The organism is Hungatella sp. L36 (assembly GCF_014288035.1).
In genome coordinates this window covers 188,052-208,649 of sequence record NZ_JACOPC010000009.1, presented here as the reverse complement: position 1 = coordinate 208,649, position 20,598 = coordinate 188,052, and the positions used below count along the sequence as shown (strand labels likewise).

General features: G+C 52.5%; 21 protein-coding genes. 19 read left to right on the top strand and 2 right to left on the bottom strand.

Going from position 1 to position 20,598, the window contains the following annotated elements:
* Window positions 1-92 precede the first annotated feature (92 nt).
* From mgtE to H8S80_RS20730, 9 genes are all read left to right on the top strand, one after another.
* Window positions 93-1,442 carry a magnesium transporter gene (mgtE, locus tag H8S80_RS20770; protein WP_002603357.1) on the top strand — a complete coding sequence of 450 codons (1,350 nt, stop codon included), beginning with the start codon at window positions 93-95 and terminating at the stop codon, window positions 1,440-1,442.
* A gap of 109 nt (window positions 1,443-1,551) precedes the next feature.
* A complete protein-coding gene (locus H8S80_RS20765) occupies window positions 1,552-2,031 on the top strand; it encodes a GNAT family N-acetyltransferase (protein WP_002603358.1) in 480 nt (159 codons plus the stop codon).
* A gap of 304 nt (window positions 2,032-2,335) precedes the next feature.
* Window positions 2,336-3,268 (top strand): NTP transferase domain-containing protein, encoded by a 933-nt coding sequence (locus H8S80_RS20760; RefSeq protein ID WP_117630928.1) that lies wholly within the window; start codon window positions 2,336-2,338, stop codon window positions 3,266-3,268.
* A gap of 5 nt (window positions 3,269-3,273) precedes the next feature.
* On the top strand, window positions 3,274-4,299 hold the full coding sequence (locus tag H8S80_RS20755; RefSeq protein WP_029466555.1) for an XdhC family protein: 1,026 nt from the start codon (window positions 3,274-3,276) through the stop codon (window positions 4,297-4,299).
* The gene (locus H8S80_RS20750; RefSeq protein ID WP_117630927.1) at window positions 4,296-4,937 is read left to right on the top strand and encodes a nucleoside-triphosphatase; all 642 of its coding nucleotides are present in this window, start codon (window positions 4,296-4,298) and stop codon (window positions 4,935-4,937) included. The genes H8S80_RS20755 and H8S80_RS20750 overlap by 4 nt, the downstream gene beginning before the upstream one ends.
* Window positions 4,937-5,950 carry a FecCD family ABC transporter permease gene (locus H8S80_RS20745; RefSeq protein ID WP_117630926.1) on the top strand — a complete coding sequence of 338 codons (1,014 nt, stop codon included), beginning with the start codon at window positions 4,937-4,939 and terminating at the stop codon, window positions 5,948-5,950. Before H8S80_RS20750 ends, H8S80_RS20745 begins: the two co-directional genes overlap by 1 nt.
* 13 nt (window positions 5,951-5,963) lie before the next feature.
* A complete protein-coding gene (locus H8S80_RS20740; protein WP_002603363.1) occupies window positions 5,964-6,746 on the top strand; it encodes an ABC transporter ATP-binding protein in 783 nt (260 codons plus the stop codon).
* Window positions 6,747-7,508: a Rossmann-like domain-containing protein gene (locus tag H8S80_RS20735; protein ID WP_117630925.1), complete on the top strand. Its 762-nt coding sequence runs from the start codon at window positions 6,747-6,749 to the stop codon at window positions 7,506-7,508.
* Between the two features lie 21 nt (window positions 7,509-7,529).
* Entirely contained in the window at window positions 7,530-8,723 is a 1,194-nt protein-coding gene (locus H8S80_RS20730; RefSeq protein ID WP_117630924.1) for an ABC transporter substrate-binding protein, read from the top strand.
* A gap of 477 nt (window positions 8,724-9,200) precedes the next feature.
* Here the strand turns inward: H8S80_RS20730 and H8S80_RS34655 are convergent, their stop codons facing one another.
* The gene (locus H8S80_RS34655) at window positions 9,201-9,323 is read right to left on the bottom strand and encodes a hypothetical protein (protein WP_002603366.1); all 123 of its coding nucleotides are present in this window, start codon (window positions 9,321-9,323) and stop codon (window positions 9,201-9,203) included.
* Window positions 9,324-9,929: 606 nt separating this feature from the next.
* Window positions 9,930-10,100 (bottom strand): DUF1540 domain-containing protein, encoded by a 171-nt coding sequence (locus H8S80_RS20725; protein WP_002603367.1) that lies wholly within the window; start codon window positions 10,098-10,100, stop codon window positions 9,930-9,932.
* 178 nt (window positions 10,101-10,278) lie between these two features.
* On the opposite strand from H8S80_RS20725, the gene H8S80_RS20720 reads away from it, so the two are divergent.
* The 10 genes from H8S80_RS20720 (at window position 10,279) to mutY (ending at window position 20,596) form a co-directional block, all read left to right on the top strand.
* The gene (locus H8S80_RS20720) at window positions 10,279-11,631 is read left to right on the top strand and encodes an MATE family efflux transporter (protein ID WP_002603368.1); all 1,353 of its coding nucleotides are present in this window, start codon (window positions 10,279-10,281) and stop codon (window positions 11,629-11,631) included.
* Between the two features lie 5 nt (window positions 11,632-11,636).
* Window positions 11,637-13,550 (top strand): NAD(+) synthase, encoded by a 1,914-nt coding sequence (locus tag H8S80_RS20715; protein ID WP_117630923.1) that lies wholly within the window; start codon window positions 11,637-11,639, stop codon window positions 13,548-13,550.
* Window positions 13,547-14,326 (top strand): TrmH family RNA methyltransferase, encoded by a 780-nt coding sequence (locus H8S80_RS20710; protein ID WP_117630922.1) that lies wholly within the window; start codon window positions 13,547-13,549, stop codon window positions 14,324-14,326. The genes H8S80_RS20715 and H8S80_RS20710 overlap by 4 nt, the downstream gene beginning before the upstream one ends.
* Before the next feature lie 142 nt (window positions 14,327-14,468).
* Window positions 14,469-14,909 (top strand): NfeD family protein, encoded by a 441-nt coding sequence (locus H8S80_RS20705; RefSeq protein ID WP_029466554.1) that lies wholly within the window; start codon window positions 14,469-14,471, stop codon window positions 14,907-14,909.
* A 1-nt stretch (window position 14,910) separates the two neighbouring features.
* The gene (locus H8S80_RS20700; protein WP_002603372.1) at window positions 14,911-15,849 is read left to right on the top strand and encodes an SPFH domain-containing protein; all 939 of its coding nucleotides are present in this window, start codon (window positions 14,911-14,913) and stop codon (window positions 15,847-15,849) included.
* Window positions 15,850-15,982: 133 nt separating this feature from the next.
* A complete protein-coding gene (locus tag H8S80_RS20695; protein WP_002603373.1) occupies window positions 15,983-17,137 on the top strand; it encodes a patatin-like phospholipase family protein in 1,155 nt (384 codons plus the stop codon).
* A 128-nt stretch (window positions 17,138-17,265) separates the two neighbouring features.
* Window positions 17,266-18,201, top strand: a complete 936-nt coding sequence (gene argF, locus H8S80_RS20690) for an ornithine carbamoyltransferase (protein WP_002603374.1) — start codon at window positions 17,266-17,268, stop codon at window positions 18,199-18,201.
* Window positions 18,202-18,204: 3 nt separating this feature from the next.
* Window positions 18,205-18,513 (top strand): DUF6637 family protein, encoded by a 309-nt coding sequence (locus H8S80_RS20685; protein WP_002603375.1) that lies wholly within the window; start codon window positions 18,205-18,207, stop codon window positions 18,511-18,513.
* A gap of 5 nt (window positions 18,514-18,518) precedes the next feature.
* Complete coding sequence (locus H8S80_RS20680; RefSeq protein WP_025531133.1) at window positions 18,519-19,496, top strand: biotin--[acetyl-CoA-carboxylase] ligase; 978 nt, start codon at window positions 18,519-18,521, stop codon at window positions 19,494-19,496.
* A gap of 2 nt (window positions 19,497-19,498) precedes the next feature.
* Window positions 19,499-20,596, top strand: coding sequence for an A/G-specific adenine glycosylase (mutY, locus tag H8S80_RS20675; protein WP_117630921.1), 1,098 nt, complete (start codon window positions 19,499-19,501; stop codon window positions 20,594-20,596).
* Window positions 20,597-20,598 lie beyond the last annotated feature (2 nt).

Here is a 20,598-nt window from a genome sequence, read left to right as displayed (position 1 = left end):
GGGGTCGGTCCCTCAGGGATGGCTATTTTTGCGTGCTGCTTCCACGGTAAACCACACTTGAAAAATAAGGTTCGTATGGAAGGAGAAGAAAAATGCAGGAGAATTTTAACATGGAAGAACTGATGGACCTGCTGTTTACCCGTCAGTTCCGTAAATTAAAAGACATATTGACAGAGATGAACGAGGTGGATATCGCCACCTTTATCGAGGAACTGGATTCAGAGAAGACGGTGGTAGTCTTCCGGATGCTGCCCAAGGAGCTGGCCTCGGACGTATTTGCGTGCCTGGAGGTGGATAAGCAGGAGCATATTATCAACAGTATCACGGACTATGAACTGGGGACCATTGTGGATGATCTGTTCGTGGACGATGCGGTTGATATGCTGGAGGAGCTTCCGGCCAATGTGGTAAAACGTGTGCTTAAAAATGCCAGGCCCGACACGAGAAAACTGATCAACCAGTTTTTAAACTATCCGGAAAACAGCGCCGGCAGTATCATGACGGCAGAGTATGTAGGGCTTAAGCAGTCCATGACCGTGGAGCAGGCGTTTGCCTATATCCGGAAAAACGGGGTGGATAAAGAGACTATTTACACCTGCTATGTCATGGATGCGAAGCGGAGACTGGAAGGGGTTGTCACGGTAAAGGACTTACTGATGAATCCCTACGAGGAAATAATCGGAAATATCATGGATACCCATGTTATTAAGGCTTTTACCACCGAAGATCAGGAGGAAGTGGCGGACAGCTTCCAGAAATACGACCTTTTGAGCCTTCCGGTGGTAGATCATGAAGAACGCCTCGTCGGTATTGTGACGGTGGATGACGTGGTTGATGTCATGGAACAGGAGGCAACCGAGGACTTCGAAAAGATGGCGGCCATGCTTCCCAGTGAAAAGCCGTATTTAAAGACAGGAGTCTTCCAGCTGGCCAAAAACAGGATTGCCTGGCTGTTGATTCTGATGATCAGCAGCATGATAACCGGCGGAATCCTGGCAAAGTACGAGGCCGCTTTCGCGGTGATCCCGCTTCTGGTAACCTTTATTCCCATGCTGACCGACACCGGCGGCAACGCAGGAAGCCAGAGCAGCACCATGATTATCCGTGGTATGGCGGTAGGTGAGATTGAGCCGGGCGACTTATTTAAAGTGCTCTGGAAAGAGCTTCGGGTGGGAATTATCGTCGGAGCCATTCTGGGCTTCGTCAATTACGTTCGCCTCGTAATTCTTTATCCGGGCAAAGAAATGCTGTGTCTGACCGTTGTACTGAGCCTGATGGTAACCGTCGTTATTGCCAAGACCATCGGATGCGTGCTCCCGATTGCGGCAAAAGTGTTCCATATGGATCCGGCCATCATGGCGGCTCCGCTGATTACGACGATTGTGGATGCGGTGAGTTTGATTATTTATTTCCAGCTGGCGTGTTCGCTGCTGGGCTTATAGGACATGGGGCTGGGCCCTGGAGAACAGCAGTCCGGATCGCTTCTGTGAAATTCGGATACCAGTAGAGAAAAAGTAGTGTTTTGCAGGATACGAAAAGGGAGTATTATTTATGATTGAGTATAAGAAAATCAGTGATTTTCCAAAAGGAACATTATACAGCCAACTAAGCAGTGCATATTCTTTCCATGATAGTTTTAAAAAATATTGGGAAGAAATGTGGAAAGAGTATGACTGCTTTTTTTATTCTAATTTAGATATTGCAGACAAATGCGGATTCATAACTGTCTTGAATGGGAAAGCAATCGGTCACATTTCATGGGATCCGAGGAACAATCCGGACTATGTGATCATAGGCCATAACTGCATTTTAAGTGAACATAAAGGCTGCGGTTATGGGAAAGAGCAATTGCGGGAAGCAATTGCAAGAATTAAAAAGAGCGGGACCCAAAAAGCTGTTGTAACAACGAATGGTATACTAATACCCGCTCAAAAAAATTATGAAAGTGTGGGATTTAAGAAAACATTAGTAAGAGAAAATAAAGATACACCATTTGCAGGTGACTATATAGACTATGAACTGATATTCTAATCAGAATAGCCGTTTCTAGAGCGAATCCCGTTCTATTTATCTCATGTTTTTTACTTATGGAGCCAGTACCCGGCCCCAGTGATGGAGGAGGGGCCGTCCTTTTTTCCTGCCTTCCGGCTTTAGTTCCTGCCGCCGAGGAAACAAGAGCCTGCTGCCCCTTCTCCATCTCCCTCCGCCTCTCCTCCATCACTGGGGCGTTCTCCCCTTATTTCCATGTATTCCCTTTACATCCCCCGCATGATATGATACACTTTACCTATCGTACTGTTTTTTTATAAATAACGCTCGAGAGAGGAGGAAATCAATGACTACAGGAGCAGTTATACTTGCTGCGGGGCACAAAAGCTCGACTACCAGCTTCCAGCCCATGCTTCCGGTCGGAGACACGACTGCAGTGAAGCGGATTATCATTACGCTTCAGAGAGCCGGTGTGGAGCCGGTAGTGGTGATTACGGGAGACAGAGGAGAGGAGCTGGAGAAGCATATTTCCAAGATGCGCGTGGTATGCTTAAGAAATGCGGAGTATGCGACGACTCAGCTGTTCGACAGTATCTGCATGGGATTAAACTACATCGAGGATCTGTGTGACCGTGTGCTGGTCATGCCGACAAAGGTTCCGCTGCTGCTGTCGGAGACCATCGAAAAGATTATGGAAAGTGAGGCGCCTCTGTGCTGTCCCGTATATGAGGGCAGAAGAGGCCATCCGGTGATGATAGCGGCGGACTGGATCCCGAAGATCCTGAACTACCAGGGAGAGTACGGGCTGCGCAGTTTTCTGCGGGAGCCGGAAGCGGATGTGGTGCTGGAGGAGATTCCGGTGGATGACAGAGGGATTATTCAGGCCGTGGAGACGGACGAAGACTGTGCCATGGCCATGAGCGGAAATCATGGCAAGCTGCCGCTTCACAGCCGTATGTCACTCTACCTGGAATGCGACGAAGTCTTTTTTGGACCGGGAATCGCCCAGTTTCTGTCACTGATCGACCATACCGGGTCCATGCAGACGGCGTGCAAACAGATGCACATGTCCTACAGTAAGGGATGGAAGATCATGAAGACCGCGGAGCGGGAGCTTGGCTATCCGCTATTAATCACCCAGTCAGGCGGAGCGGAGGGCGGCTTTTCACAGCTGACTCCGAAGACGAAGGACTTTTTAAACCGTTTTTTGCAGATGGAGCAGGAGATGAACAGCCATGCTTCACGATTGTTTGAAAAATATTTTGGAGATGAGAGGTAATGGGGATGAAACAGTTATTCGAAGAGATGAAGCAGATTCTGGAGCAGGGAGACGACCTGGTGCTGGTGACGGTGATCGCCGGTTCCGGTTCCACGCCGAGGGGCGCGGGAGCCAGGATGATCGTCAGAAAAGACGGGACAACCATGGGAACCATTGGCGGCGGCGCGGTAGAATATCAGGCGGGACGCATGGCTCTCGATGTGCTGGAGAGTAAAAGCTCCTTCAGCAAGGGCTTTAAACTGGTAAAAGGCCAGGTGGCGGATCTGGGAATGATCTGCGGCGGAGACGTAGTGGTCTATTTCCAGTATGTAAGCCCGGACAACCAGGCATTTCTTGCCATCTGTGAGGAAGGCATCCAGGCATGTGAGCGGGATGAGGACAGCTGGATCATCACCGATATTACAGACGAGACGGCCTGGGCAGTGGGGATCTATTCGGAAAGCCGCGGATTTGCCGGAATCACCGTGGAGGGCGATATAGAACCGCTGACACAGGCAAAGGCGGTGCAGACCTCCGTAAGCGGCAGAAAGTATTACAGCGAGCCGCTTCAGAGAGCCGGTACGGTATACGTGTTCGGCGGCGGCCATGTGGCGCAGGAGCTGGTTCCGGTGATTGCCCATGTGGGATTCAAATGCGTGGTTTATGATGACCGCCCTGAATTTGCCAACAGCAGACTGTTTCCGGATGCGGTGAATACCATAGTCGGTGATTTTACCAGTGTCTTTGATAAGGTGACAATCCGTGAGCAGGATTACGTTGTGATCATGACGAGAGGCCATCAGTGTGACTACGACGTTCAGAAACAGGTTCTTAAGACGCCGGCCCACTATATCGGAGTGATGGGAAGCCGCCAGAAGCTGATGACGCTTGCCGGAAAACTGAAGGCAGAGGGCTTCACCGACCAGGATATCGAGCGGTTCTACAGCCCGATCGGACTGGCGATTCTGGCGGAGACTCCCGCGGAAATCGCCATCAGCGTGGCGGGCGAACTGATTATGGTCAGAGCCAGGAGAGAGGGCCGGACGAAATGACAGAGCGCCATCTCTTTTTAAAGGGACGGTCCGGGGCCGGGAAGACGACGTGTCTCCTGTCCTGCCTGGAGCCTTACTGGAAGGGCGCGGGGGGATTTTTGACCCAGCGCCTGACAGACGGAGACGGTGAGACTGCGGGATTTCGCCTCCTGCCGGTGGAGAACATGGAAGAAATACCTTCCGTGACGAGGGCCTATGAGCCTGGCCTAGAGGGCATTTTCATTGAGCGAACACCGGAGGGATGGAGAAAATATCCGGAAGTGTTTGAGACGCTGGGAGCGGAGATACTGAACCGCCTGCTGGAACATCCGGAACGGTACCGTTTCTGCTATATCGATGAGATCGGCGGCGTGGAACTGAAGGTAAAGCCATTCATGGAGCGGCTGGAACGGCTGCTCGGGAGTCAGGCCTTATGTGTCGGAGTGCTGAAGCATTCGGGAAATCTGGCCTCTATGGGTACGAGAATTCCGCTTCCTGCCAATGCAGCCCCGGACAGGGAGTGGCTGGAGGCACAGATGGAGCAGCGCTTCGGCTGCCGGATTCTGGCCTTTGACGGAGGCGAAGCGGAGAAAATGGAAATCAGGCGGATCATAGACCTGCGGCTTTCCGGAACAACAGAGAAAGGGAGTGAAAAGTGATGGCATATAAACATCGGGTGCGAGTGCGGCTCACCGCAATGGTGGTTCTGTTTGCAGTCTGCTTTTTCGGTTCCTTCATGCTGGGGAGATATCCGATTGAACCGTGGACGCTGATTCGGGTGCTGGCGTCGAGAGTCATTCCGGTTACACCGGACTGGCCTTCGCAGGTAGAGACGGTTCTTTTCAACGTCCGCCTTCCCCGGGTATTAATGGCGGCGCTGATCGGAGCAGGACTGGCGGCGGCGGGAGCAGCCTATCAGGGAATATTTAAGAATCCCATGGTCTCGCCGGATGTGCTGGGAGCGTCGTCAGGCGCCGGATTTGGAGCCGCCCTGGGGCTGTTCCTCTCATTCTCCTACCAGGGAGTATCGTTTCTGGCGTTTGTTCTGGGACTGTCGGCTGTGGGGGCGGTCTGCCTGATCAGCAGCCGCGTGAAATACAACCAGACGCTGGGCCTGGTGCTGGCCGGAATGATGATCAGCTCCCTGTTTACGGCGGCTGTGTCATTTTTAAAACTTGTGGCGGACCCCAACAATACGCTGCCGGTGATCACATACTGGCTCATGGGAAGCCTGGCCTCGATCCGGCCTAAGGATTTAGCATTTGCGGCGCCGTGGATCATCGGCGGGATCATCCCCATTTACCTGCTGCGCTGGAAGATCAATGTGCTGACACTGGGTGAGGAAGAAGCGCGCTGTATCGGTGTCAACACCAGTGCGGTCCGGCTTGCCGTGGTGCTCTGTGCGACGCTTATCACATCGGCGGCCGTGTCGGTCAGCGGTCTGATCGGCTGGGTGGGGCTGGTAATACCTCACTTTGCCCGGATGCTGGTGGGAAGCGACTACAGGAAGATGCTTCCAGCCTCTTTGCTTTTGGGCGCAAGCTTTTTGCTGGTGGTCGATAACTTCGCCAGGCTTCTGGCGACCAGTGAGATACCCATCGGAATTCTCACCGCATTTGTGGGAGCGCCGTTTTTCCTCTGGTTGATTCTGAGGGAAGGAAATAAACTTTGAGAGGTGGTAGAATATGGGGCTGATCGTAGAAAATCTGACCTTCGGCTACCGGTGCTTTCCCGTCCTGAAGGGCGTGGATTTTTCCGTGGAAACGGGAAATCTCGTCTGTATGCTGGGAAAAAACGGTGCCGGTAAGAGCACGCTGTTCCGGTGTATTCTGGGCCTCTTAAAGGGGTACCACGGGAAAATCATGGCCGATGGGGTGGACCTCCGAACGCTTAAAGAGAAAGAGCTGGCCAGAAAGATTGCCTATATCCCCCAGAATCACGATCAGGCGTTTGCCTTTTCGGTTCTGGACATGGTGATGATGGGAACCACATCGTCGCTTCAGGGATTAAAGAGCCCTGGCAGGGAACAGAGGGAGGCGGCATTTGATGCGCTTAAGACCATGAGGATCGAGGCGATGGCGGAGCGCTCTTACGCGCATTTAAGCGGAGGGGAACAGCAGCTGGTGCTGATAGCCAGGGCGATCGCACAGCAGGCGGGAATCCTCATTATGGATGAGCCGTGTGCAAATCTGGACTACGGCAATCAGGCCAGAGTCATGGAGGAGTTAAAGCGGCTTGCCGGGGAGGGATATTTAATCGTACAGTCTACCCACAGCCCGGATCAGGCGTTTCTCTATGCCGATCAGGCTGCGGTGCTTTCAGACGGGGTGATAAAGGCATTTGGAAAGCCGGAGGAGGTGCTGACAGAATCGCTTCTGGAGACCATGTACGGCATACCGGTTCGTTTGTTTGACGCGGGAGACACGGGGAGAAAGCTGTGCATGCCCGATCGGGTGAAGGGGGAATAAATGATGTGGGAACTGTATGAAAGGCTGATAGAGCCGATACCGGACGATGTTCCGGTGGATGAAATAATTGTGGGAACGAGCTGTACCATGGTGAGAGCCGGAGGAGCGGCGGGGGCGGCCGCCAACCAGAGGCTGGAGAGCCGGCCGCGCATCCTGGAGGAAGAGGAGTGGGAACGGGGCATGACCTGGAGACAGGCGGCGTCTCTGATTTCCTCCTGGAACTTTCTGGAGGCCGGAATCGGTGCGGCGGCCATTAACGCCTATTATAACCGGGAGGCCGTGCTGATGGATGGAATCGCTGCGTATGAGGGCGTAAAAATCCTGGAAAGCTGCGATACGTTTGCGGCGCCGGGAGACGCGTTTGCGGGAAAAAAAGTGGCGACTATCGGCCATTTCCATTATGCGGAGCGCTATCTGGAAAAGGCAGGAGAACTCTTTGTTCTGGAGAGGGAACCGCGGGAGGGCGACTATTCGGATACGGCCTGCGAATACATTTTGCCGGAAATGGAATACATCTACATAACAGGGTTCACTCTGGTGAATAAGACGCTTCCAAGACTTTTGGAACTGTCCGGCAATGCCAGGGTGATTCTGGTGGGACCCAGCGTCCCGATGGCGCCGGTGCTGTTTGAATTTGGCGTGAAGGAACTGGCCGGAACGCTGATTACGGACATGGCGAAGACCGAACGCTACATCCGCCACGGCAGCCACCGGGCAGTAGTGCGCTCCGGTATACCCGTGAGAGCAGGATATCAGAATTAAAAACATAAGGGAGGCAATATCATGAAGAAAAGAAAAAACATATGGCTGGGCCTGTCACTCGCTGCAGTCATGATGATGGGACTCGGCGGATGTGCCAAAGGATCCGGAAATGCCGGAGAGGCACAGCAGACTGCGGTGGAGACCACTGCCGCGGCGACAGCTGACACGACAGCGGCGGCTTCACAGGAGACGGATAAGGCAGATTCTGCGGCCGGAGACAAGGCTGCGCAGGCGGAAGGAACGAGAATCATCACGGACTCAGCCGGGAGAGAGGTGGAGATCCCTTCGGAAATCACGAAGATCGCGCCCTCCGGTCCCCTGGCCCAGATCGTGCTCTACACGGTGAGCCCGGATAAGCTGGCCGGTCTGGCGGCTGATTTCTCCGATGAGGCGAAGCAGTATATCGATGAAAAGTACTGGGGACTGCCAAAATTCGGACAGTTCTACGGAAAGAACGCAAGTCTTAACATGGAAGCTCTGATTGCGGAAGCGCCGGATGTCATCATTGACATAGGAGAGGCGAAGAAGACGGTGAAAGAGGACATGGATGCTCTTCAGGAGCAGTTGAATATTCCGGTTATCTTTGTGGAAGCGACGCTACCCACCATGGCAGACGCCTACGAGATGCTGGGAGATATCACCGGTGAGAAGGAGCAGGCCGGAAAACTGGCGGATTACTGCCGGGCAGAGATCGGGAAGGCGGATCAGAATGCGGCGGCCATCGCTGACGCAGACAGAAAGAGTGTGTATTTCGGGCTTGGTGACGACGGCCTTCACACCAATGCCAAAGGCTCCATCCACGCCGACGTGATCGATCGGATTGGAGCGGTCAACGCGGCCGATGTGGAAGCGGTATCCAGCGGAGGCGGAAGCGAAGTCTCCTTCGAACAGGTACTGCTCTGGAACCCGGATTTGATCATCGTAGATTCCCAGAAGCTCTATGATACGCTTACTGCGGATCCCATGTGGCAGGAGCTGGATGCCGTGAAAAACGGGAAAATCTTCAAAATTCCCACTGCACCATACAGCTTTATGAGCAGCCCGCCCTCTGTAAACCGTATGATCGGCATCGAGTGGCTTGGCAGTCTCGTATATCCGGAGATCTATACGTCGGATATTCGGGAAGAAGTGAAGAATTTCTACCAGCTTTTCTATCATATCGATGTGACGGACGAAAAATTGGAGGCAATACTGAAGAATGCGGTTAGGGGATGAGGGTACGCGGACTTTTGCATAGGGATTGAGGAAAAGGGAGAGCAGGCGGCAGGGAGGGAAAGGTTCAGGGATTCCGAGGGGGTGGGACTAAGGGCGAACAGCCCCCTCCGCAGGGGTCCCGGGCAATTCGACCGAACGCCTGATGCGTTCGCTCTCAGTGCCCGCAAAATCGCGTCCTGAAAACGCGATTTTGCCCCTGCTCCGGCGGCTGTTCACCCTAAGTCCCACCGACCTCTCCATCATTCACCTTTCCCTCCCTGCCGCCCGCTCTCCCTTTTCCGGCCAGGCTGTGAAAAAAGTCCGCTGTGTCTTGGCTCCATAAGGGGTGGAAAGACATCATTGAACCGGCCATAAAAACAGGTGGAAAGAATCTGGGATTATATCTTGGTCAATAAACGACAGTTTTATCTTAAGGCGGCGTTTCGTAATATTTTTTGCAGGTTTTGTCGGCCGCCTGTTTAAATTTTTCTTTTATCGTTATACGTTATCCTCATCTTTTGCGAGAAACCACAGGTTCTTACTGATGGACAGGAGTGTCATTGTAAACAGGATTGATTCCCCAGTCCCTGCCAGAGCCAAGGCATATACATGATCTCGCATATCATAATGTTTCCTTCTGTATGTATAAACTGTGTTGGCCTCTGATGTTTTGTGAAATTTCAGGGATCAAACGCATTGCAGTCTTATTTGCAGTCAGTGTTTAATCCGGTCTGTTGCCAGACAGAGCCGGGGGCGCTGACGGCCTCTTACCGCCTGCTTTTATAGCCAGTTCCATAAAACAGAGCCAGCTCTCTCTCTTCCCTTGTGTAGCCAGTACCCAGCGGACTTTTTCACAGCCTGGCCGGAAACGGAAGCGGGGGTGACAGGGAGGGAATAGCGAATGATGCAGAGGTCGGTGGGACTTAGGGAAAACAGTCCCCGGAGCAGGGGCGAAATCGCGTTTTCAGGACGCGATTTTGCGGGCACTGAGAGCGAACGCATCAGGCGTTCGGTCGAATTGCCCGGGACCCCTGCGGAGGGGGCTGTTTTCCCTTAGTCCCACCCCCTCGGAATCCCTGAGCGGTTCCCTCCCTGTCACCTCCGCTTCCGTTTCCTTGATACCCCACGCAAAATTCCGCGTACCTCCCACACAAAACCACTATAGCCAAAAAAATACGCGAAGCCGGGGAATGGCTTCGCGTATTTTCTTCATTTATGCGCAGATATTTAAGCCTTGTTTACAAAAGACTCGCAGTCTGTACATTCCTTCATGGTCGGGTTCGCCTCATGAGTTCCTACCTTGATGGTCTCAAGAGTACAGTAGTTCTCACTCTTTGCATGGTGGGTGCAGTTGTTGATGGTACACTGGATACATTCGTTTTTTCCGTTTACTAACATAGATGGATACCTCCTTAATCATTTTATCGGTAATATTATCTGCAGAAATGAAGAAAATATACGGATGAATGTCAGCGCAGTTTTCAAACACGCTCTGGGACTTGTTAGATTGTATGTTTGGGTGTATACTATTTTCATTGAAAAAAATTGACAGAAAGGTTTTGGGGAGGTCGTAGGGGTGGGACAGAAACAGAAGACAAAACAGGTGATCATGACGGAAGGCGTAATCTGGAAGCAGCTTTTGGCGTTTTCCATGCCGCTTTTGGTAGGCAATCTTTTTCAGCAGCTGTATAATACCGTGGATTCCATCGTGGTTGGAAACTTCATCGGCAGCGAGGCACTGGCTGCGGTTGGTTCCAGCAACTCCCTGATCAATCTGATCATCGGCATGTTTATGGGAATCGCCACCGGCGCGGGAGTGATTATCTCCCAATATTACGGGGCGAAGGACGATCAGAAGCTACACTGGGCGGTGCATACCTGCATGGCGCTGAGTCTGATCGGCGGCACGCTGCTGATCGTGCTGGGCGTGCTTCTGTCCCCGCTGATCCTGAAATGGATGGGCACGCCCGAAGAGGTTATGCCCAATTCTGTCGCCTACCTGCGCATCTTCTTCTGCGGTTCCCTGTTCAATCTGGTATACAACATGGGCGCCGGAGTTCTGAGGGCGGTGGGAGACTCCAGGCGGCCTCTCTATTATCTCTGTGTATCCTCTGTGGTAAACATCATTCTGGACATGGTTTTTGTGGTAGTATTCCATATGGGGACGGCCGGAGTCGGTTATGCCACCGTGATCGCGCAGGCGGTTTCTTCTGTGCTTACGGTGCGGACGCTGATGAAAACGGAGGACAGCTACCGTCTGGTTCCTTCCGAGATCAGGATCGACCGGCGCATGATGAAGCGGATTTTAAAGCTGGGCATACCGAGCGGAATTCAGCAGAGCATCATATCCCTGTCCAATGTTATCGTCCAGGCGAACATCAATGGCTTCGGAGCGGCCGCCATGGCGGGCTACGGCGCCTACAGCAAGGTGGATGGCTTCGCCATGCTGCCGCTACAGAGCTTCTGCATGGCTTCGACCACCTTCACAGGCCAGAATATCGGCGCGAAAAAGGCAAAACGTGTCAAGGATGGGATGTTTCAGGGAATTGCCATCAGCCTGATTTATACGGCCTTTATCTCGGTCATCCTTTATTTAAATGCGGACAAGATTCTCCGCATCTTCTCACCGGATGAGGCGGTTATCTCCTTCGGGCATACTACCATGGCCATCCTGCTTCCGTTTTACTGGTCCATTGCGATCCACAATATCCTGATGGGAAGTATCCGGGGAAGCGGAAGAACCATGATTACCATGTTGATCGGCGTTGGAAACATGTGTATCCTGCGCATGATATATATTAATTTACTGGTTCCATTTTTTCCGAGTTTTGAGGCTGTCATGTGGTGCTATCCAATCACCTGGATGACGACGATGCTGATGGACTGCGTCTACAGCGCAAAGGCTAAATGGATTCCGAAAGGAGAATAGACGATATGAAACACGGATTTATCCGGGTGGCAGCAGCGACTCCGGATGTAAAAGTGGCTGATCCTCAGTTTAACAGGACAGAAATCTGCGCTCTTATCAGGGCGGGTATAGAGAGAAAGGCGAAGCTCATGGTATTCCCGGAGCTGTCGCTTACCGCATATACATGCGGAGACTTATTCGGTCAGGACGCGTTGCTGTCTGGTGCGAGAAGAGAACTGAAAGAGATTTTAAAGGAGACGGAAGGCTCCGACTTACTGGCGTTCATCGGAATGCCGTGGGAGAGGGGCGGAAAGCTCTATAATGCAGCCGTGGCGGTTCAGAACGGCAGAATCCTGGGCGTGGTGCCGAAGACGAATCTTCCTAATTATGCGGAATTCTACGAGCGCCGTTATTTCGAGCCGGGCAATGAGATTCCGGTGATGGTAAGCTGGGAGGGACAGCGTTTCCCCATGGGGACGAATATCCTGTTTGCCTGTGAGGAGATGCCGGGATTGATCGTAGCCGCGGAAATCTGCGAGGATGCCTGGGTACCGTGTCCGCCTTCGATTCGCCATACGGCGGCAGGAGCGACCGTGATCGTCAACTGTTCAGCCAGCGACGAGACCACAGGAAAGGATATCTACCGCAGAAGCCTGATCACCGGCCATTCCGCCAGCCTCGTCTGCGGCTATGTCTATGCCAATGCGGGAGACGGCGAGTCCACCCAGGACCTGGTGTTCGGAGGACAGAATTTAATTACTGAAAACGGAACATGCCTGGCGGAGTCGAAACGGTTTGCAAACGATACGATATTCGCGGATCTGGATCTGGAACGTCTGAACAATGAGAGAAGACGCCTTTCCACGTATCCGGTTCGTGATGACAGCGCATATTTTACCGTTGGATTTCATATAAAGGAAGAGGAGTATGACCTGGAACGCCCCATCGATCCGATGCCGTTTGTTCCGACGGATGAAGGGCAGAGAAACAGACGCTGCGAGGAGATTTTGTCCATTCAGGCCATGGGCTTAAAGAAGCGCCTCTCCCATACCGGATGCAGCCATGCGGTTCTCGGCATTTCCGGCGGCCTCGATTCCACGCTGGCTCTGCTGGTGACGGTGCGCGCCTTTGACATGCTGAAAATCCCGAGAAATCAGATTCATGCTGTGACCATGCCGTGCTTCGGAACCACGGACAGAACGTATCAGAACGCCTGCCTGATGACGAAGAAGCTGGGAGCCGAGCTGACAGAAATCGACATAAAGGAAGCGGTTACGATTCATTTTCGTGACATCGGTCATGACATCGACAACCATAATGTAACCTATGAAAATGCCCAGGCCCGGGAGCGGACCCAGATTCTCATGGATCTGGCGAACCGGTTAAACGGCATGGTGGTCGGCACCGGCGATATGTCGGAGCTGGCGCTCGGATGGGCCACCTACAACGGCGACCACATGTCCATGTACGGGGTCAATGCGTCGGTACCGAAGACGCTGGTGCGCCATCTGGTGCGCTATTATGCCGACACGTGTGGGGAAGAAGAATTGAAAACGGTCCTTTTAGACGTGCTGGATACACCGGTGAGCCCGGAGCTTCTGCCGCCGAAGGAGGGCGAGATCGCCCAGAAGACGGAAGATCTGGTAGGACCCTATGAGCTTCACGATTTCTTCCTGTATCAGATTCTGCGGTACGGTTACCGTCCGGCCAAGGTGTACCGTCTGGCGAAGGCGGCCTTTGGCGGAGAGTATAACGGCGAAACGATCTTAAAGTGGCTGAAAGTATTTTACCGGAGATTCTTCAGCCAGCAGTTTAAACGTTCCTGCCTGCCGGATGGCCCGAAGGTGGGCTCCGTCGCGGTTTCGCCGCGGGGAGACTTACGTATGCCCAGCGATGCCAGCAGCCGACTGTGGCTGGAAGAACTGGAGGGACTGTCATGATTACCAGCAGCGCCAACGGAAAAGTAAAACAGATCATGAATCTGACGAAGAAGGCGAAGGCGAGGAAAGAGTCCGGACTGTTTGTGGCGGAAGGCCTCCGCATGTTCAAAGAGATTCCCAGGGATCGGATCGACAGCCTGTTCGTGTCGGAAAGCTTCTTAAAGAATCCGGAGGGCCGGAAGGTGATCGGTTCTATGAATTATGAGGAGGTGGCGGACGATGTGTTTAAGACCATGTCCGATACGGCCACGCCTCAGGGTGTCCTGGCCCTGGTAAAGCAGTATGCATACACGATCGATGATATTTTAGACCGGCCGGGTCCGGCGCTCCTTATGATTCTCGACACCATTCAGGATCCGGGGAATTTAGGAACCATCCTGCGCGCCGGAGAGGGAGCGGGCATTACCGGGGTGGTCATGAACGACACCACAGCCGACATCTATAATCCCAAAGTAATCCGTTCCACCATGGGGTCCGTGTGCCGTGTGCCCTTTGTCTATACCGCCGGTTTACCGGAGACGCTGGTCAAAATAAAAAAACGCGGTGTCCGCCTTTACGCCGCCCATTTATCAGGCAGGAATAATTATGAGAAAGAAGATTATACTGTTGATACAGGGTTTTTAATTGGCAATGAAGCCAACGGTTTAAGCGACGAGACAGCGGCTATGGCAGACACGTATGTCAAGATTCCCATGATGGGAAAAGTGGAATCCCTTAACGCGGCAGTAGCGGCCTCCGTGCTCATGTTTGAGGCGGCAAGGCAGCGAAGAAATTAGAAAATGCGGCCCGTCAGAAAATTGTAAGGCATTTTTAGACGGTAAATGTTGAGAAATGTCTGAAAATATAGTATGATTAGTGCAAATGAAAGATATGCTTGGCAGCTTTGCCTATTACTGGCTCAGGAAGGGGATTGATAAGATGGCAGCTATCTACTGGCTCATAGCCTTTGTAGTATTACTTGGGATTGAAGCCGCAACTATGGCCCTGACGACCATTTGGTTCGCAGGGGGCGCACTCGTTGCATTTGTACTGGCACTTTTGGGTGTCAGCGTACAGGTTCAGCTTGCTGCATTTGTAATCGTATCATTTATACTGTTGTTCTTTACGAGGCCGTTTGCCTTAAAGTACGTGAATCATAACACCGTGAAAACCAACTCGGAAAGTCTGATTGGAAAGCACGCGAAGGTTACCTCCGAGGTGAATAACACCGAGGGAACCGGTGCGGCGGTACTGAACGGACAGGAATGGACGGCGAGAGCCGAAGACGACGGAAAGATTTATCCGGCCGGCACACTCGTGGAAGTAAAAGACATCAGAGGCGTAAAACTAATTGTAAGCGAGACTCAGGAGGAAGCGTAGTATGAATGGAGCAATAGGTTTTTTTGCAGTCATTATAGTATTAATAATCATTCTGGCAATACTGGCATCATGTATTAAGATTGTACCGCAGGCGCAGGCGCTGGTTGTAGAACGTCTGGGAGCCTATCTGGGAACCTGGTCAGTCGGTGTTCATATCAAGATGCCGATTCTTGACCGTGTGGCCAAACGTGTGAACTTAAAAGAGCAGGTGGCAGATTTCCCGCCGCAGCCGGTTATCACAAAGGATAACGTTACCATGAGAATCGATACGGTTGTCTTCTTCCAGATTACAGACCCGAAGCTTTACGCATACGGGGTTGAGAATCCGCTGATGGCGATTGAGAACTTAACGGCAACCACTCTCCGTAACATCATCGGTGATCTGGAACTCGACCAGACACTGACCTCCAGAGAGACGATCAACGCGAAGATGAGAGAATCTCTCGACATTGCCACCGACCCATGGGGCATCAAGGTCAACCGTGTAGAGCTTAAGAACATTATGCCTCCGGCAGCGATTCAGGATGCCATGGAGAAGCAGATGAAGGCAGAGCGTGAGCGCCGTGAGTCAATCCTTCGTGCGGAAGGTGAGAAGAAATCCACCATTCTGGTTGCAGAAGGTAAGAAGGAATCCGCGATTCTCGATGCGGAGGCTGAGAAACAGGCGGCGATCCTTCATGCAGAGGCCGAGAAGGAAAAGAGAATCCGCGAGGCAGAAGGTCAGGCTGAGGCTATCTTAAAGGTTCAGCAGGCGAATGCAGACGGTATCCGCATGATCCGGGAAGCGGGAGCCGATCAGGCGGTTCTGACGATCAAGAGCTTAGAGGCTCTTAAGGCAGTAGCCGACGGCAAAGCAACAAAGATTATTATTCCATCCGAGATTCAGGGGCTGGCGGGCCTTGTATCCTCCATCACTGAGATCCCGAAGGATCCTAAATAGGAATGTGAAAGGTAATTAGAGAATTCGCAGCAGGGGGCATAAGCTCTCATGCTGCGTTTTTCTCATTCAAATAAGTGAAGCAGCCGCGATCCGGCGCGGCATTTGATCTGGCGATTGCAGGCAGGAGGCGTGTATGGAACTCAAACTGGATTTGACAAAGGAATACGGTATCGTTTTAGAGGGCGGAGGTGCCAAGGGAGCCTACCAGATCGGGGCGTGGAAGGCGCTTCGGGAGGCGGGCGTCCGAATTAAGGGCATCGCAGGCGCTTCGGTCGGTTCACTGAACGGCGCGCTGATCTGCATGGACGATTTGGAGAAAGCAGAAGATATCTGGAAGAACATCGAATATTCCCGGGTGATGGATGTCAGTGACGAGACCATAAAGGCGCTGAAAAAGAAGGATTTCAAGGCGCTTAACATGCAGGAGATTCTAAACAGCGGGTTCCAGTTCATCAAGGATGGCGGCTTCGATGTGACGCCCTTAAAGAATCTGATTGCCGAGGTGGTGGGAGATGAATCCCGCATCAGGGAGTCAGATCGGGAACTCTTTGCTGTGACGTATTCCGTGTCGGAGCACAAGGAGCTGGCAGTGGATGTCAAGAGCGGTGAAGAGGGATCGGTGAAGGATATGCTGCTGGCCAGCGCCTATTTTCTGGCGTTTAAGAACGAAAAGCTGGGAGGTAAGCGGTACCGGGACGGCGGCGGCTTCAATAACGTTCCCCTGGGCGTTTTGCTGGATAAGGGCTATGAGGATATCATCGTGATCCGCATCTATGGCTGGGGCTTTGACAGCGAAAAGGTGACAAAGATCCCGGATGGAGCCAACGTGTATCACATCGCTCCCCGCCAGGATCTGGGCGGAATTCTGGAATTCGACAAGAAACAGAGCAGAAAAAACATGACTTTGGGGTATTATGACGCGAAAAGGTTCTTATATGGACTTGCCGGGCGTATATATTATATTGATGCACCAGGTTCCGAGCCGTACTACTTTGATAAGATGATGTCGGAACTGGAACTTTTAAAGATTTATGTCGAAGAAGATCTGGATCAGGAGACCCGGGAGAGCCTGAATGGTTACCGGATGTTTACGGAGACCCTGTTTCCAAGGATGGCTGTGGAGTTTAAACTGAAAGACGACTGGAACTACAGGGATTTATATATCGCGATTCTGGAGGATTTGGCGAAGCGGCTGAAGATCAACCGTTTTCAGATTTATACGGTGGACCGCCTGATCGGAAAAATAATGATGAAGCTGCACTCTCTTGACAGCCGGATTCCATTATAGTAATGTAATAGGAAGAAAAGGGCGCTTCGTACACCAAATGTCGAATGACAGAAAAAAAGATTGCATGTTTATGCATAATATACTATAATGGTGTATAAAAATACAAAAAGAGAAGTGGAGGAAGCATTATGAATTTAAAAGGAAGAAGTTTTATTACATTAAAGGACTATACACCGGAGGAAATCGGATATCTGCTGGATCTTGCCGCGGATTTAAAGGCTAAGAAGAAAAAAGGCGAGACCGGAAGTTCTCTGAAAGGGAAGAATATCGCCCTTATATTTGAAAAACCATCCACGCGTACCAGGTGTTCTTTCGTCGTGGCCGCGGTGGATGAAGGGGCTCATCCCGAGTACTTAGGCAAGGATGACATTCAGCTGGGACACAAGGAGAGTGTCGAGGACACGGCCCGCGTGCTGGGCAGAATCTTTGACGGAATCGAATTCCGTGGATTTAAACATAAAACAGTGGAAGATCTGGCAAAATACGCTGGTGTGCCGGTGTGGAACGGTCTGACGGACGATTACCACCCGACCCAGATTCTGGCGGACTTACTTACCATGAAGGAACATTTTGGCTGCTTAAAAGGGCTGAGCTTTGTCTATGCAGGCGATGGACGCAATAATATGGCCAACAGCCTGATGATCGGTATGAGCAAGATGGGCGTCAACTTTACGATTCTGGCACCGAAGTGCTTATGGCCGAAGGACGAGCTGGTCACGCTGTGCCAGGGCTATGCGAAGGAAAGCGGAAGTACCGTCACTCTGACCGAGAACGTGGATGATGTAAAGGGCGCGGATACGATCTATACCGACGTATGGTGCTCCATGGGCGAGGAAGATAAGGCGGCCGAGCGTGTGGCGCTTTTAAAGCCTTACCAGGTGAACGCTGCGCTGATGGAGAAGACGGAAAAGGATACCACCATCTTCATGCACTGCCTCCCGGCCGTAAAGGGCAACGAGGTGACGGAAGATGTGTTCGACTCAGAGGCCTCCGTGGTCTTTGACGAAGCAGAGAACAGAATGCACACCATCAAGGCTGTGATGGTGGCGACGTTAGGAGAATAGAACATGTATATACAGGAACGAAGCAGAAACCCGAGAAACTTGTCCATGATGCTGGATGCGGCCCATATTATCATAGGAATCCTGATCGTCGCGCTGGCGGTCATCTCATTTTTGAACCCGGAGGACCATATGCTGCTGTTTCCGGTCATTTTTCTCCTGGCGGCATCGCTCAATATCATGAATGCGGTCTTTAAGATCCGCATGAGCGGCCGCGAAAAGAAGAAAAAGGCCTCGGGGATTCTGGTTCTCCTGTTTGGAATTGTGCTGCTTGCCCTCGCTGTGATCAGTGCGGTCAGCATCTGGTGGGGGTGAGAGCGGTGAAGACAGAGATTTTGAAAGCTATAAAAGAAGAGGCCGGATTCGTATCCGGACAGGAGCTGTGCGACCGGTTCGGCGTGTCACGGACGGCCGTGTGGAAGGCCATCGGCCAGCTGAAGGAAGAAGGATTTCAGATCGAGGCGGTACGCAATAAGGGGTACCGTCTCTTAAGCAGCGATGATGTGATCACGGAAGCCGAGCTTATGAGCAGCATGGAAGGCGGATTTATCAAGAAGATCGTATACTATGAGGAGACTGATTCCACCAATATTCGCGCCAGAAAGCTGGCGGAGGAAGGCGCCCCGGACGGGACCCTGGTGGTCACGGACTTTCAGAACGCAGGGCGGGGCCGGCGGGGCCGGATGTGGGTATCTCCTTCCGGGACGGGCATTTTCATGAGCCTGATCTTAAGGCCGGACATCCTTCCGTCATCGGCCTCCATGCTGACGCTGGTGGCGGCTCTCGCCGTCTATGACGGCATTAAGGAGACGACCGGGCTTGAAACGGTCATCAAATGGCCCAATGATATCGTGGCGGAAGGAAAGAAGCTCTGCGGTATTTTGACAGAGATGAGTGCCGAGCTGGAAGGAATCCACTACGTGGTTACCGGAATCGGCATCAATGCCAATATGACCGAGTTCCCGGAGGAAGTGGGGGAGGCAGCCACCTCCCTGCGTATCCTGACCGGAGGCCCGGTGCGGCGCAGCAGGCTGATTGCCGCTGTGATGAAGGCATACGAGGGATACTATGAAAAGTTTAAGTCATGCGGCAGTTTAGCCGGCCTCATGGATGTATATAATGAACATATGGCAAATCTCGGCAGGGAAGTGAAGGTCCTGGATCCCGCGGGCGCCTATACGGGCAAAGCGCTGGGCATTGATGAGAAAGGCGAGCTGATCGTTGAGAAGGCCGATGGAAAGGTGGTCCGTGTGGTCTCCGGAGAGGTATCTGTCCGGGGAATTTATGGATATGTATAAGTATGAATAATTATTCTTTTTACGATCAACTGCAGACGCTGGAGCCGAAGAAGGACGAGTTTTCGAAGGAAGAGCGGCTGAAGGCCATGGAGAAGCCGTTGCTTTCCTGGTACAAGAACCATGCGAGAGTTCTTCCGTGGCGGGAAAATCCTGAGCCATACCGCGTATGGATTTCTGAGATTATGCTGCAGCAGACGAGAGTAGAGGCTGTGAAGCCGTATTTTGAGCGGTTTATGGCGGCGCTTCCCGATACGGCGGCGCTGGCGGCAGTGCCAGAGGACAGGCTCTTTAAGCTGTGGGAAGGGCTGGGCTATTACAATCGGGCCAGAAATTTAAAAAAAGCGGCGGGTGTCGTTATGGAGCAGTACGGAGGAGTCATTCCGGCTTCCTGGGAAGATCTTAAGACACTTCCGGGGATTGGATCCTATACGGCAGGCGCTATCGCCTCCATTGCTTATGGAATTCCCGTTCCCGCCGTGGATGGCAACGTTTTACGGGTGATATCCCGTGTGACGGGGAGCAGAGAAGACATTTTGAAGCAGTCGGTCAAAAAACAGATGGAGGAGCTGCTTCTCGGCGTCATGCCCCAGGAGGGGGCCGGAAGCTATAATCAGGCGCTCATTGAGATTGGGGCCATCGTCTGTGTCCCCAACGGGGAGCCGCTTTGCGGGGAATGTCCCATGGCTTCTGTGTGCGTGGCAAGGCGTGACGGTCTTACAAAGGAGATTCCTGTAAAAACACCGAAAAAATCCAGAAGGATCGAGGAGAAGACGGTCCTTATTCTGGAGTGGGAGGGGCGCACGGCGATCCGCAAACGGGATAGCAGCGGCCTTCTGGCCTCCCTCTATGAGCTTCCGGGCGTGGAAGGATGGCTGGAAGATGAGGTGCTTGCGCAGATGTACCGTGTTCCGCTGGCAGCGGTCCGCCGGCTTCCGGAGGCGAAGCATATCTTCAGCCATGTGGAGTGGCGTATGAGGGGATTTGCCGTGGAACTGCAGGAAAAACCGGCCGGAGACTACCTCTGGGTGACTCCGGAAGAGATCAGGGAGACATATTCACTGCCAAGTGCATTTAAGGCGTATACTATGATGATAAGGTGAGA